Origin of the sequence: Methylonatrum kenyense (assembly GCF_023195885.1) — a bacterium.
GTDB lineage: Bacteria > Pseudomonadota > Gammaproteobacteria > Nitrococcales > Aquisalimonadaceae > Methylonatrum > Methylonatrum kenyense.
Genome location: NZ_JALPKO010000003.1, coordinates 202,322 through 215,546, shown reverse-complemented (window position 1 = coordinate 215,546; position 13,225 = coordinate 202,322). Strand labels below are relative to the sequence as shown.

Annotated in this window: 8 protein-coding genes; 4 read left to right on the top strand and 4 right to left on the bottom strand. The window is 64.0% G+C overall.

The genetic code is table 11. The features are described 5' to 3' along the window. Nucleotides 1-20 precede the first annotated feature (20 nt). Nucleotides 21-2,765 (top strand): aconitate hydratase AcnA, encoded by a 2,745-nt coding sequence (gene acnA, locus M0534_RS05125; protein ID WP_248567336.1) that lies wholly within the window; start codon nucleotides 21-23, stop codon nucleotides 2,763-2,765. A gap of 103 nt (nucleotides 2,766-2,868) precedes the next feature. Here acnA and M0534_RS05120 read toward each other — a convergent pair whose 3' ends face one another. Both M0534_RS05120 and M0534_RS05115 read right to left on the bottom strand, forming a co-directional pair. Then, nucleotides 2,869-5,004 carry a TonB-dependent receptor domain-containing protein gene (locus M0534_RS05120; protein ID WP_428348352.1) on the bottom strand — a complete coding sequence of 712 codons (2,136 nt, stop codon included), beginning with the start codon at nucleotides 5,002-5,004 and terminating at the stop codon, nucleotides 2,869-2,871. Nucleotides 5,005-5,218: 214 nt separating this feature from the next. Continuing rightward, nucleotides 5,219-6,691, bottom strand: a complete 1,473-nt coding sequence (locus tag M0534_RS05115; protein ID WP_248567334.1) for a hypothetical protein — start codon at nucleotides 6,689-6,691, stop codon at nucleotides 5,219-5,221. 180 nt (nucleotides 6,692-6,871) lie between these two features. On the opposite strand from M0534_RS05115, the gene ppk1 reads away from it, so the two are divergent. From ppk1 to chrA, 3 genes are read left to right on the top strand one after another with little or no spacing between them, the layout of a single operon-like run. Next, nucleotides 6,872-8,998, top strand: coding sequence for a polyphosphate kinase 1 (gene ppk1 / locus M0534_RS05110; protein ID WP_248567333.1), 2,127 nt, complete (start codon nucleotides 6,872-6,874; stop codon nucleotides 8,996-8,998). A 16-nt stretch (nucleotides 8,999-9,014) separates the two neighbouring features. After that, complete coding sequence (locus tag M0534_RS05105; protein ID WP_248567332.1) at nucleotides 9,015-9,884, top strand: hypothetical protein; 870 nt, start codon at nucleotides 9,015-9,017, stop codon at nucleotides 9,882-9,884. Next, entirely contained in the window at nucleotides 9,877-11,052 is a 1,176-nt protein-coding gene (chrA, locus tag M0534_RS05100) for a chromate efflux transporter (RefSeq protein WP_248567331.1), read from the top strand. Before M0534_RS05105 ends, chrA begins: the two co-directional genes overlap by 8 nt. 18 nt (nucleotides 11,053-11,070) lie before the next feature. Here the strand turns inward: chrA and ppx are convergent, their stop codons facing one another. Beyond that, complete coding sequence (gene ppx / locus M0534_RS05095; protein WP_248567330.1) at nucleotides 11,071-12,597, bottom strand: exopolyphosphatase; 1,527 nt, start codon at nucleotides 12,595-12,597, stop codon at nucleotides 11,071-11,073. Beyond that, nucleotides 12,597-13,094: a phosphohistidine phosphatase SixA gene (gene sixA / locus M0534_RS05090; protein ID WP_248567329.1), complete on the bottom strand. Its 498-nt coding sequence runs from the start codon at nucleotides 13,092-13,094 to the stop codon at nucleotides 12,597-12,599. The genes ppx and sixA overlap by 1 nt, the downstream gene beginning before the upstream one ends. Between the last annotated feature and the right edge of the window lie 131 nt (nucleotides 13,095-13,225).

The window sequence follows — 13,225 nt, the reverse complement described above, 5'->3', positions numbered from 1 at the left end:
GCGTAAATACGGGAGGTAGGATGACTAACAGCTTCAACACACGCGCAACCCTGGACGTGGGCGGCAAGCAGTACGAAATCTTTCGCTTTGATGCCCTGCGCGAGAAAGGCTATGACGTGGACCGTCTGCCCTACTCCCTGAAGGTCCTGCTGGAAAACCTGTTGCGCACCGAAGATGGCGTCAACGTCACCGACACCAGCATCAAGGCCCTGCTGAACTGGGACCCGAAGAAAAAGCCCGAGGACGAGATCGCCTTCACCCCGGCGCGGGTCGTGATGCAGGACTTCACCGGCGTGCCGGCGGTAGTCGACCTGGCCGCCATGCGCGATGCGATGCAGAACCTGGGCGGTGATCCGAACAAGATCAACCCGCTGTCACCGGCCGACCTGGTGATCGACCACTCGGTCATGATCGACCATTTCGGCAAGGCCGACTCGCTGGACCTGAACACCAAGCTTGAGTATCACCGCAACCGCGAGCGCTACAAGTTCCTGCGCTGGGGCCAGTCCGCGTTCTCCAACTTCCGCGTGGTGCCGCCGGGTACCGGCATCGTTCACCAGGTGAATCTGGAATACCTGGCCGACGTGGTGTTCACCCGCGACAGCGACGGCAAGACCCAGGCCTATCCGGACACCCTGGTGGGTACCGATTCCCACACCACGATGATCAACGGTGTCGGCGTACTGGGCTGGGGCGTCGGCGGCATCGAGGCAGAAGCGGCCATGCTGGGCCAGCCGGTCTCCATGCTGATTCCGGAAGTCATCGGCATGCGCCTGACCGGCAAGCTGCCCGAAGGCGCTACCGCCACCGACCTGGTGCTGACCGTCACTGAACTGCTGCGCGCCCATGGCGTGGTCGGCAAGTTTGTCGAATTCTTCGGCGACGGCCTGGCCAATCTGCCGCTGGCGGACCGCGCCACGATCGCCAATATGGCGCCGGAATACGGCGCGACCTGCGGCATCTTCCCGGTGGACGGCGAGACCATTCGCTACCTGGAACTGTCCGGCCGCAGCGAGGAGACCCTGGCGCTCGTCGAGGCCTACGCCAAGGCTCAGGGCATGTGGCGTGAGGACGGTGCCCGCGAAGCGGACTACACCGATGTGCTTGAACTCGACATGAGCCGTGTCGAGCCGAGCCTGGCCGGCCCGAAGCGGCCGCAGGACCGGGTTGCGCTGAAGAATGCCAAACAGACCTTCACCAGCAACCTGAATGCCTTCCTCGACGAGCACCACACCGACGACGAGGAACGCTTCCTCAGCGAAGGCGGCGACACCGCGATCGGCGGCCAGATCGACTACGAGAAGGGCGCTGTCGAGATCGAACTGAATGGCAAAAAGGAACTGCTGTGCCACGGCGCCGTGGTCATTGCCGCGATCACCAGCTGCACCAACACCTCGAATCCGGCGGTGCTGGTGGCGGCAGCCCTGGTGGCGAAGAAGGCCCGCGAACGCGGCATGCAGGTCAAGCCCTGGGTCAAGACCTCGTTCGCACCGGGTTCGCAGGTGGTGCCGGCCTATCTGGAAAACGCCGACCTGCTGCAGCACCTGGACGCGCTCGGCTTCAATGTGGCCGGCTTTGGCTGCACCACCTGCATCGGCAACTCCGGCCCGCTGCCGGAAGCCGTTGGCGATGCCATCCGCGACGGCAACCTGATGGTGGCCTCGGTCCTTTCCGGCAACCGCAACTTCGAGGGCCGCGTGCACCCGGACGTGCGCACCAACTGGCTGGCCTCGCCGCCGCTGGTGGTGGCCTACGCCCTGGCCGGCAGCATGACCATCGACCTGACCAGCGAAGCCGTGGGTCAGGATGCGGACGGCAATGACGTATTCCTCAAGGATATCTGGCCCAGCCAGCAGGAAATTGCCGATGTGGTCGGCGCCAACATCAGTCGCGCGATGTTCCAGCAGCAGTATGCCGACGTCTTTGCCGGCGACAGCAACTGGCAGGGCATCGAGACCACCGAGAGCGAAAACTACGACTGGGCCCCGTCCACCTACATCGCCAATCCGCCCTACTTCGAGGGCATGAGCATGGACGAACCCGGCGTGCAGGAAATCAGCGATGCGCGCTGCCTGGTGTTCGTCGGTGACTCGATCACCACCGACCACATCTCGCCCGCCGGCGCGATCAAGCCGGACAGCCCGGCCGGCAAGTACCTGCAGGAACAGGGCGTGTCACCGAAGGACTTCAACTCCTACGGCTCCCGTCGTGGCAACCACGAGGTGATGATGCGCGGCACCTTCGCCAATGTGCGGCTGCGCAACAAGATGGCGCCGGGCACCGAGGGCGGCTGGACCACCCATGTTCCCAGCGGCGACGTCATGACGATCTTCGACGCGGCGGAAAAATACCGCGCCGAGAACACGCCGCTGGTGGTGCTGGCCGGCAAGGAATACGGCACCGGCTCCAGCCGCGACTGGGCGGCCAAGGGCACCAACCTGCTCGGCATTCGTGCCGTGATTGCCGAGAGCTTCGAGCGCATCCACCGCTCCAACCTGGTTGGCTTCGGCGTCCTGCCCCTGCAGTTCAAGTCCGGCGAAAGCGCCCAGAGCCTGGGGCTGGACGGCAGCGAGACCTTCAGCTTCGGCTCGCTGGACGGAGAACCGGGTGAAATCCGGGTAACCGCCACGGGCAAGGACGGCAAGGACAAGAGCTTCGATGCCGTGGTCCGGATCGATACGCCGAAGGAATGGGAGTACTTCCGCAACGGCGGCATCCTGCACTACGTGCTGCGCAATCTGGCGGCACAGCCGGAAGCGGCCTGACGACGGCTTATCGTCACCCCGCTCTGTGGCGAGCCAAAAAAAAGGCCGACCGGCTTCCGGTCGGCCTTTTTCATGGTGGATTGGACAGCAGCCTGGCGTCGCGTCAGAAGTCGACCGTCATTGACACCGTCAACCGGCGTGGCTCGTAGATATTGTTGTAGACATTGCTGAACGCCGTCGTGTCGGGATCGTTGCGCAGCGGATATTCCCTGAACCGATTGAAATCCTTGTCGAACAGGTTCTGGACCTCCGCACCGAGCCGCACATTCGGGCTGAAGCGGTAGTTGGCACCGAGGCTGAACACCGTGAAGCTGCGGAAATCCCCGAGGGCTTCCGAGGCACCCTGCGCGCTACCGCCGAGGTGTGGTTCATGGAAGCTGTCCGGCCGGAAACGGCTGCTCCGATACTCCATTGTCATGAATGTCTCCAGCGCCGGCGTCGCCTGCCATGACAAGCGCGCATTCACGCTGTGCTCCGGCACCGGGAACAGCGGATCACCGCGCTCGAACCCCTCGACGTTGCCGGTCCGCACCTTGCTGTCGATGAAGGTGTAGTTGCCGGACAGGACCCAGTCTTCGACGAACTGGTAGCGAGCGCTCAACTCGACGCCGCGGATGGCGGTTTCGCCGACATTATCGAAATCCTGCGAGGTGCCGTCAGCCGCTGTCGGCCGCTCGATGCGGTTGTCCAGATCGATATAGAACAGTGTCAACTGGCCGAAGAAATTCTGAAGGTTGTCGTAGACCACCGATACTTCGTAGTTGGTGCTCTTCTCCGGCCGCAGATCCGGATTCCCGAACAGTGCGGTCTGGCCCTGGTCGCCGAAACCGATGACGCCATCCTCCAGTTGCTCCAGGAACGGCGAACGGAAGCCACGGGCCACCCCGCCCTTCAACGTCCATTGGTCGGTGGTGTTCCAGACCAGATAGCCACGCGGCGCAACAGCGCTGCCGGCGGCATCGTTATCCTCATAACGTACGCCCGTGGTCAGCGTCAGGTCGCGACGCAGGCTCCATTCGTCTTCGACGAACAGCGCCCATTGCTTGTTGCGAAAGGTCCGATCCGGGATGCCATCCGTGAGTTGCGCTTGCAGGTACTGCCCCCCGACGGTGACCGCGTGGGCATCATGCGGAAAGAAGGTGAAGCTGCTGTCCACCACGTCGGTGGCACTCTCAAGCTTCCGGTCCGAATCGAGGCGAGGCGAGTCCGCCGGCACTGCCGCACCGGGAATGAGGCGGCCCGTGTTCTCATTCTCGTTCCGGTAGATCCGCGTATTCAGAATCCCGGGGGCATAACGCCCTTCATGAGCAATATGATATTGACGGCGTTCGAAGCCGAGTTCGGTGTCATAGCCTCGACCCGAGCCAATCCGCCCCATCTGCCCCCGTCGGTTGTCATAACGCTGGCGGGTCACATCGAAGCCAAGCGTGATGTCGTTATCGGCATCCGGCGTGAACAGCAATTCGGCTCCCGCTGTCCGGATATTCGCCTTGACCGGATCCTGGCCCATGGTCCGAGTATCTTCCGGACCATCCAGGCGACCCGGAAAGTCGATATTGGATGCGGAGCGTTCGAAGGCACGCCCGTAGACGCTGAGCGCCAGCCGGTCCTCCACCATCGGTCCGGCCGCATAAATTTCGCCCTGCGTTCTGCCACCGAAGTCGGAATCCTCCTGGAACGTGCTGGTGAGGTTGACCGATCCGCCCCATTCCTCCCCAGGCCGCCGGGTAATGATGTTGATCACGCCACCGAGGGCATCGGAGCCGTACAGGGTGGACATCGGTCCGCGGATGACCTCGATCCGCTCAATCGCCGCCACCGGTGCCAGGAAGGCCGATGACGCATCAGTGAAGGCATTGGGTGCCACAGTACCGGGCACGTTCTGGCGACGGCCATCGATCAGAATCAGCGTGTATTCCGGCGGCAGGCCGCGCAGGCTGATTTCGCGGTTGCCAGTCTTGTTGCTGCGGGCGTCCAGTCCATCAACATCGATGCCTTCGGTGCCGCGAATGGCGTCGGCGATATTGCTGACCTGGCGCTGCTCCAGTTCTTCCCGGGTAATGACCGAAATGCTGGCTGGCGCGTCCCGAATCTCCTGCTCGAATCCGGTTGCAGTGATCACCATCTCCTGCAGTCGCAACTCGTTACCGTCATTCGCACTCGCAACACCGGCGCCGAAAACAGCGCCGACCGCTACCGCAACCGTGTGCCCAGCCGAACACCTTCTTTTTTTTCGCATTTCACCCTCAACAATTTTCGAAGCCACTCGATAGCGGTCGAATGCCATCGATGCACCCGTATTCTTGGCATGAAACAGTAATGCGAATCGTTCTTGTTTGCAATCGTGAAAACGCTTGGCCTGCTGTCAGACCCACCCTTCCGGGGCAGGCGGTGCAGACAGGGATAGCGGGATCAGACGGACCGGGGCCCGGGGTACAGTTCGAGGGGGGGGATCAGCGGGACCTGTCGGAGAGCCCCACGGCACGTGACAGCGGATTCTCACTCTCGGGCGCGGGCGAAGGCAATTGCGCCTGCCTGGTTGGCGTCCGGTCGCCCCGTCGAAGACGTGGTAACTCGCGCTCCAGCCACAGCGGGATGAAGATCAGCACATCGTAGAGCTGGATCAGCAGACGCCCCGCCACCTGGCTGACCACACCGGCAAAGCGGGATACGGTCGCCAGCAAATGCAGCGCGAGGGTCAGGAACACACCCAGTGCCGTCCCGCAATGCCGAACCAGCCAGGTCAACGGAAATCCCGCCAGCGCCAGCACGAACGGCAGCAGGAACACCATGATGGCATTGCTTGCCGTGCCGAGAACCAGCATCAGCGTACTGTTCTCCGGAAACAGGCTGGCCGAGGCAACACTGATCGCCGTCGCCTGGCCCAGCAGGTAATACAGCGCGGCACCGGTCGCGGACAGCAACAGCATCAGGCCGAAGCTGCAGGCGAATACCAGCCGGCGGATTGCCGCCTCCTGGCCCGAGACCAGCGGCAGCAAATCGGTGCCGCGCAACGCCGACAGCATCACGAAGCCGAGCAGCAACTGGAAACCCACCAGGATGCCGCTGGTCACCAGATAGGTTGGAATCTCGGCGACCAGCACCGCCCCACCCAGCAACGACTGCATGGGTCCGGCAACCAGACTGAAAAACACCGCCACGGCGGCGGCGATCAGGACCAGGCCCACCACTGCCAGCCCGAAATGCCAGACAGCCCGGGCAACCAGCGTCACCACCTGGCGCCGACTGGCGTTCCGGAGGCTGCCGAACTCGACCAGACGGCGGCGCAGCAAGTCAACGCGGGACTGCAGGCGACCGAGCCGCTGCTGGATATCGTCCATCAGGTCGTGGACCTGACGCCAGCGCGGCAACATGCGATAGAGCAGCAGGAACCGCCGGTGCGCCGCCTCGCGCTGCGTCTGCCGCGCATCGGCACGGTACTGCGCCATCGTATCCCGTATATCGGCCAGAATCCGTTGCGTCTCCCCGGTCTGGTCGTTCTCCGCCATCGCCAGGGCATGACTGATTCGCCCCCATGCCGGCGGCTCGGTTGGTGTATCCATGCTCCGATCCAGGCTTTCCTCGAGCGCGGATATCTGGGTCAGGAACCTCTGGCGCAGCCGCGGCAGGTCCGCCAGATCCTGTTCCGCCCGACTCACCAGACGGTCGTGGTCCCAGTGCACGATGCGGTTCAGGCGGCGTCGCATTTCGTCCAGAGCAAGATCCGCGGTCCAGCCCCCGGCACGCTCCGCGTTCCGGCCGGCGTAGCTGGAAAAAAGGCGAAAAACGCGCTGTAATTCCCTGAAAACAAGCGCAATAAGCTGATGTACCGGTCGCCGGGCCAGATAGCCAAGCAGCGTCACCACCAGCAGCAGCAGGGACCCTGACAGGACCGGATATGGGGTGATGGCGAGCAGCTGGTTCATGACGGATTCCCGCGAAACGGCGGCACGTGAGAGGGCTGGCTTCGTTGCGCATTATGGGTCGCCTTGACGGCGCGGGCAAAGCGACGGCAAATCAACCGGCGCTCGCCGGTGCCATGGGACTGTCACCGCCGAAGGCGTAAACTGGGAAGCGGACCAGGGGCGCGGAGGCACGAGACGGCAATGGATGCAGCAGGGTCGACCAGTTCAGCCTGTGCAAACACCAGCGGCGCGGCCGCGCAACCCGATTTCAAGCAGCCGGACCTGTACATCAACCGGCAGCTCAGCCTGCTGGAGTTCAATGCCCGCGTGCTCGAGCAGGCCCGCGACCCATCCGTTCCGCTGCTCGAACGGTTGCGCTTCCTGTGTATCTCCAGCACCAACCTGGATGAGTTCTTCGAGATCCGCGTCGCCGGCCTGAAGCAGGTCTTCGAACTGGGTTCGACCCAGACCGATGCCGACAACCGCACGCCGCAGGAAGTCCTGCGGGCGATCAGCGCCCGGGCCCACGAACTGGTCGACCTGCAGTACAAGGTGCTCAACGGTGAACTGACGCCGGCGCTGGCGGAGCAGAACATCCGTTTCATCCGCCGCGGCGACTGGACAGATGCGCAGCGGCAGTGGGTGCGTCAGTACTTCGAGGATTCCCTGCTGCCAATGCTGAGTCCGCTGGGGCTGGATCCGGCCCACCCTTTCCCGCGCATCCTGAACAAGAGCCTGAACTTCATCATCAGCCTGGATGGCAAGGATGCCTTCGGCCGCAACAGCGGCATGGCCGTGGTCCAGGCACCGCGGGCCCTGCCCCGCCTGATACGGCTACCGGGGGAACTGGCGGACGGCGAGCATGAGTTCGTGTTCCTGTCCTCGGTGATTCATGCCTGTGTCGATGATCTTTTCCCGGGCATGGAGGTACAGGGCTGCTACCAGTTCCGGGTGACCCGCAACAGTGATCTGTACGTCGACGAGGAAGAAGTCGACGATCTGCTGGTGGCCATGGAGGGCGAACTGCAATCCCGTCGCTACGGTGATGCGGTGCGTCTCGAAGTGGCCGCAAACTGCCCGGACAAGCTTGCGCGTTTCCTGCTCGACGAGTTCGAACTGGAGGAGGATGACCTGTACCAGGTGGACGGGCCGGTCAACCTCAACCGCCTGATGGCCGTGGTCGACGGCACCGATCGGCCGGACCTGATCTTTCCGGGGTTCACTCCGGGCATTCCCAGCGCGGTCGCGCGCAGCAGCAGTATTTTCAAGCTGCTGCGTTCACGCGACGTCCTGTTGCATCACCCGTTCCAGTCCTTCGCACCGGTGATCGATTTCCTGCGGCAATCGGCCAAGGACCCGAATGTGCTGGCGATCAAGCAGACGCTTTACCGGACCGGCCCCGATTCGGCCATTGTCGATGCACTGGTCTCCGCCGCCCGCGCCGGCAAGGAAGTCATGGTCGTGATCGAACTGCGCGCCCGCTTCGACGAAGAGGCCAACATCAAGCTGGCAAACCGCCTGCAGGATGCCGGCGCCCATGTTGTGTATGGCGTGGTCGGACACAAGACCCACGCCAAGATGGTGCTGGTCGTACGGCGCGAGGAGCAGGGGCTGCGCAACTATGTGCACCTCGGCACCGGCAACTACCACTCGCGTACCGCCCGCCTGTATACCGACTATGGTCTGCTGACCAGCGACCCGGCCTTCGGCGCCGATTTGCACCGGATCTTTCAGCAGCTCACCAGCCTGGGCAAGGTGTCGCGCCTGAACAAGCTGCTGGAATCGCCCTTCACGCTGCATGACGGCCTGCTGCGGATGATCGAAGAGGAAGCCGCGCACGCCGAGGCGGGGCGTGGGGGGCGCATCATCATCAAGGTCAACTCACTGGTCGAACCACGCTTCATCCAGGCGCTGTATGCGGCCTCCTGCGCCGGTGTCTCAATCGACCTGATCGTGCGCGGCATGTGCTGCCTGCGCCCGGGAGTCGCCGGAATCTCCGACAACATTCGGGTGCGGTCCATTATCGGCCGCTTCCTGGAACACACGCGGGTCTACCACTTCAACAACGCCGGCGAGCCACGCACCTACCTGAGCAGCGCCGACTGCATGGAGCGCAACTACTTCCGGCGGGTAGAGACGGCATTCCCGATCTGCGACCCTGAAATACATGCCCAGGTGCTCGAGGACCTCGAGAACTACCTGAAGGACACGGCCCAGGCCTGGCTGATGCGCGACGACGGCACGTACCGGCGCGCGGTCACGGCGGACGACGAGGAGGCCTTCTCCTCCCAGGGTGCCCTGCTGGAACGCTGGGCGGAACGGGCCTGAACCGGAGGAGTACCGGATGTCGCGAAAACGCACTGCACTTGCGCTGTCGCTGGGGCTGTTATTCGCCGGAGGTGCCGCAGCCGAGACACTGCCGCACCGGGACGATTTCAAGATGAACAGCATCGGTGGCGGCGACTTTCGTGATTACGTCATGGAACACGTCAGCGAGGATGACGGCTGGGCGCAGCTGATGCAGACGATTGGCGTGCTGCACAACCACATGCACGAGATAATGAGTGATTTCGCCCGGCATGCCCGTGACGAGACCGGCGATGACCAGGTCCCGGCATTCGGGACGCGGATTTCCGGCGGCCAATGGAGTGACTACCGTGCCGGGCTGGAAGACGCGGAAACCGAGGGTCCATGGCGGGATCTGGTGCAGATCACCGAAATTATGCATGACCGCGTTCACCACATGATGGTCAGCGCCGTCTTCTACGATCAGGTCTCGCGCCAGCGCGACCTGGATCTTGAGGAACTGCTGGGGGAACGCGCGCCACATGACCAGGCCGACACGCTACCGGCTGCCGACACGCTAGCCGTTAACGGAATGGCTGGCACCGAATTTCGCCGCCACGTCTGGACTGCCGACTTCGAGGAACCGCTGCGCCACGCAATGATGCAGAAAGTCACCGTGTTCGACAGCATGATGGATGATGTCATGACGCAGCTTGCCCAGTACGGCCTGGGCAAGCTGGAACGGGACTGCCGGCCACCGGATTTCGGATCGCGGATGAACACCTCGAGCTGGGCCAATTATGCAGAGCGGGTTAGCGCCTGCGAAGAGGAGCAGTGGCAGGACCTGGTTCTGGTCACCGGACTGGCCCGCGACCGCATCGACCACATGTTGAGCAAACTCCACGCCTACGACACTGCCGGTGACTGAACGCCCGGGGACGGTCCGCGAGGTCTTTACCGCCTTCCTGAAACTCGGGCTGACCTCGTTCGGCGGCCCGGTGGCCCACCTGGCATTCTTCCAGACGGTATTCGTCCGCGAGCGGCAATGGCTCGACAGCCGCGCCTACGCGGAGCTGGTTGCCCTGTGTCAGTTCCTGCCGGGCCCGGCGAGCAGCCAGGTCGGCATGGCCATCGGCCTGCACCGCGCCGGCGCAGCGGGTGCCGTTGCCGCATGGCTGGCCTTCACCGCGCCGTCGGCGCTGCTGATGATCACCGCGGGACTGACACTGAGCGGCACGGACCTGAGCCAGCATGCCGGCCTGTTGCAGGGCTTGAAGGCGGCCGCCGTGGGTGTGGTTGCCTGGGCCATCTGGAACATGGCACGCAGCCTGACGCCGGACTTCAATCGCCTGCTCATTGCCGCCCTCGCCTGCCTGCTAGCGCTGTTCGTACCCACGGTACTGGGTCAGCTCGCGGGCATTGCGCTGGGGGCCGTGCTGGCGCATTGGCTGGTACCTGCGTCGGCAGCCCAAACCGGCAGTGGTCTGCGGCTTTCAATCGGCCGGCGTGGCGGCCTGATTGCCGGCGCTCTGTTCCTTGCTGGCTTGCTGGGTCTGCCGCTGCTTGCCGGCCTGGGTAATCAGATGGCACTGACCGTGCTCGACTCCATGTACCGGGCCGGCGCCCTGGTCTTCGGCGGCGGCCATATCGTGCTGCCACTGCTGCACGCGGAAACCGTACAGACCGGGATGATCTCCTCGGACACCTTTCTCGCCGGATACGGCCTGGCCCAGGCGATGCCGGGCCCCTTGTTCTCCTTCGCTGGCCTGATTGGCAGCAGCGCCGGCGGCATTGGCCTGGGGATCCTGGCCGTGGTAGCGATCTTCCTGCCCGGCAGCCTGCTGGTACTCGCAATACTGCCGTTCTGGGAGCGCGTTCGCGGCAACCACCGCATTCGCCTGCTGCTCGGTGGTGTCAACGCCGCGGTGGTAGGAATCCTGGCGGCGGCATTCTACGACCCGGTCATGACCGCCGGCTTGTCGCAATGGCGTGATGGCCTTGTTGCCGTCGGCGTCATTGCAGCCCTGGCCTGGGGCCGCATCCCGGTCTGGCTGCTTATCCTGCTGTCGGCCGGCGCCGGCAGCCTGTTTCTGTGAGCGACAAGAAAGACACCATCAGTCCGCCGGCCGGAAATCCAGTTTCATGTCAAGTCCCTTCAGGTAGCGCGCCTCCTCGTCCAGATCCGCCTGCGCCAGGGGATGCGCCGCATACCAGCCAGCATCCAGGGCCAGGCCGAGACTGCCGTTGTCGGCATCCAGTTCGAGGCGCACCGGTGGAATGCCATCCTGCGGACGCCCGCGATGCAGCACCACCGCCAGCCGGAGCAGAATGGCCAAGCGACTGACCGGTCGCTGCAGGCTGTCCGGCAACTCCTTGAACAGATTGTCGTTCAACTTGCGTCGGTGGGTACGGATCAGGGTCGACAGAATGAGTTGATCCCGCTGGGAAAAACCGGCCAGATCGGCATGCCGGGCAATGTATTCGCCGTGCTTGTGATACTGGCTGTGAGCGATATCCAGGCCGATCTCGTGCAACTGGGCGGCCCAGGACAGCCACTGCTCCGTGTCGTGATCCAGTTCCCAGTCATCGGCAAGCTGGGCAAAGCAGTCCAGGGCGGTGGCCTGCACATGCGCGGCCTGGTCGCCATCCACATGGTAGCGGCTCGCCAGCGCAGACACCGACTGGTCGCGGATATCCGCCGCCGTGAAACGACCGAGAAGGTCGTACAGCAGGCCCTCGCGGAGCGCCCCTTCGGACACCTCCATGGTCTCGATGCCGAGGCTGCGAAAGACACCCTCGAGCACCAGCACGCCGCCGATGAACACCGGCGCCCGATCGTTACCCAGGCCCTTGAGGTCCAGCTTCTTGACCGAACCGGCCTTGAGCACGGCCTTGACCGCTTGCGCCAGGCCATCGGCAGTAATCGGGCCCTCGCTCCAGCCCTGATTGCTGATCACGGATTGCACGGCGCGAATGGTGCCGGCGGTGCCGACCACCTGCTCCCAGCCCGCCCGTCGATAGCGACGTTCAACCGGTTCCAGTTCCTGCAGCACCGCCTGTCTGGCCTTCGCCACCGAGGCCTTGTCGAACTTGCCGTTGGCGAAGTAGCGCTGGCTGATGGCGACGCAGCCCATTTCCAGGCTCTCCATTATCCGGGGTTCGTGGCTTGCACCGACGATCAACTCGGTACTTCCGCCACCGATATCGACCACCAGGCGCCGCAGGCCGTCATCGGCCAGGCCGTCGGCCACCCCCAGGTACACCAGGCGCGCCTCCTCGACGCCGGAAACCACCTCGATCGGATGACCCAGCGCCTGCTCGGCCTGCTGCATGAACTCACGTGCATTACACGCATTTCGCAGGGTATTGGTGCCAACGGCGCGAACGCTGCCACGGGGCAATTCCCGCAGCCGTTGGCCGAACCGCTCGAGGCAGGCGATGGACCGCTCGATAGCATCCGGCGCCAGCAGGCCATCGTTCCCCAGACCGGCAGCCAGCCGCACCATCTCCTTGATCCGGTCCAGCACCTTGAGCGTGCCCTGTTCCTGGCGCGCGACGACCATGTGGAAGCTGTTCGAACCCAGGTCCACCGCTGCCACGATCTCCGGCGTCCGACGGCGGCGGAGTGGCAATAAGGCCATCAGGTGGCGGGTTTGCGGGTCAGGTGGGAGGGTGACAGCAACCAGCGCAACTCCGCCCTGCCACTGGCCGCCCGGTCGGGAAACTCGATCATCCCGGCACCCGCCTTGCGGAACACCAGGAAACCGTCCGGATTTCCGGTCAGCGACAGCCCGGCCAGGTGGTTCAGGTGGGGCTCATGGCCGATCAACACCGCCAGCTCGGAGCCATCCTCCGCCAGCCAGTCAATCAGACCCTGGGGATCGGCAGCCGGCTCCAGCAAGGCCGTTTCCTCGCGGCGCGGCACATGCAGGTGTTCATCCACGATGTCGGCGGTCTGCACCGCCCGCAGCAACGGGCTACTCAGCAACAGATCCACCGAGCCCAGCAGGGTGCTCAGGCCACGGGCAGCCTTCTCGGTTTTTTTGCGTCCCTTGTCGGTCAGTGCGCGCGCCATATCGGCGAGCTCGTCCGAGGGCTCCTCCGCCGGTCCATGACGAAATAGCACGATCCGCTGCATGCCTCCTGCCCTCCAGTCTCTCGGTTGCGCGTCGACCTGCGGCGGCCGCCCGGCATTTTATCGTTCGGTGTTCCCCCGACGGACTATAACCTGTTCCATCGGCCACGCGGAAACGCCTGCCACGGTGGAAA

Coding starts and splice junctions, on each gene's coding strand:
- M0534_RS05120 (WP_428348352.1), bottom strand. CDS start 5,004: ATGCGAAAAAAAAGAAGGTGTTCGGCTGGGCACACGGTTGCGGTAGCG.
- acnA (WP_248567336.1), top strand. CDS start 21: ATGACTAACAGCTTCAACACACGCGCAACCCTGGACGTGGGCGGCAAG.
- M0534_RS05105 (WP_248567332.1), top strand. CDS start 9,015: ATGTCGCGAAAACGCACTGCACTTGCGCTGTCGCTGGGGCTGTTATTC.
- ppk1 (WP_248567333.1), top strand. CDS start 6,872: ATGGATGCAGCAGGGTCGACCAGTTCAGCCTGTGCAAACACCAGCGGC.
- ppx (WP_248567330.1), bottom strand. CDS start 12,597: ATGGCCTTATTGCCACTCCGCCGCCGTCGGACGCCGGAGATCGTGGCA.
- M0534_RS05115 (WP_248567334.1), bottom strand. CDS start 6,691: ATGAACCAGCTGCTCGCCATCACCCCATATCCGGTCCTGTCAGGGTCC.
- sixA (WP_248567329.1), bottom strand. CDS start 13,094: ATGCAGCGGATCGTGCTATTTCGTCATGGACCGGCGGAGGAGCCCTCG.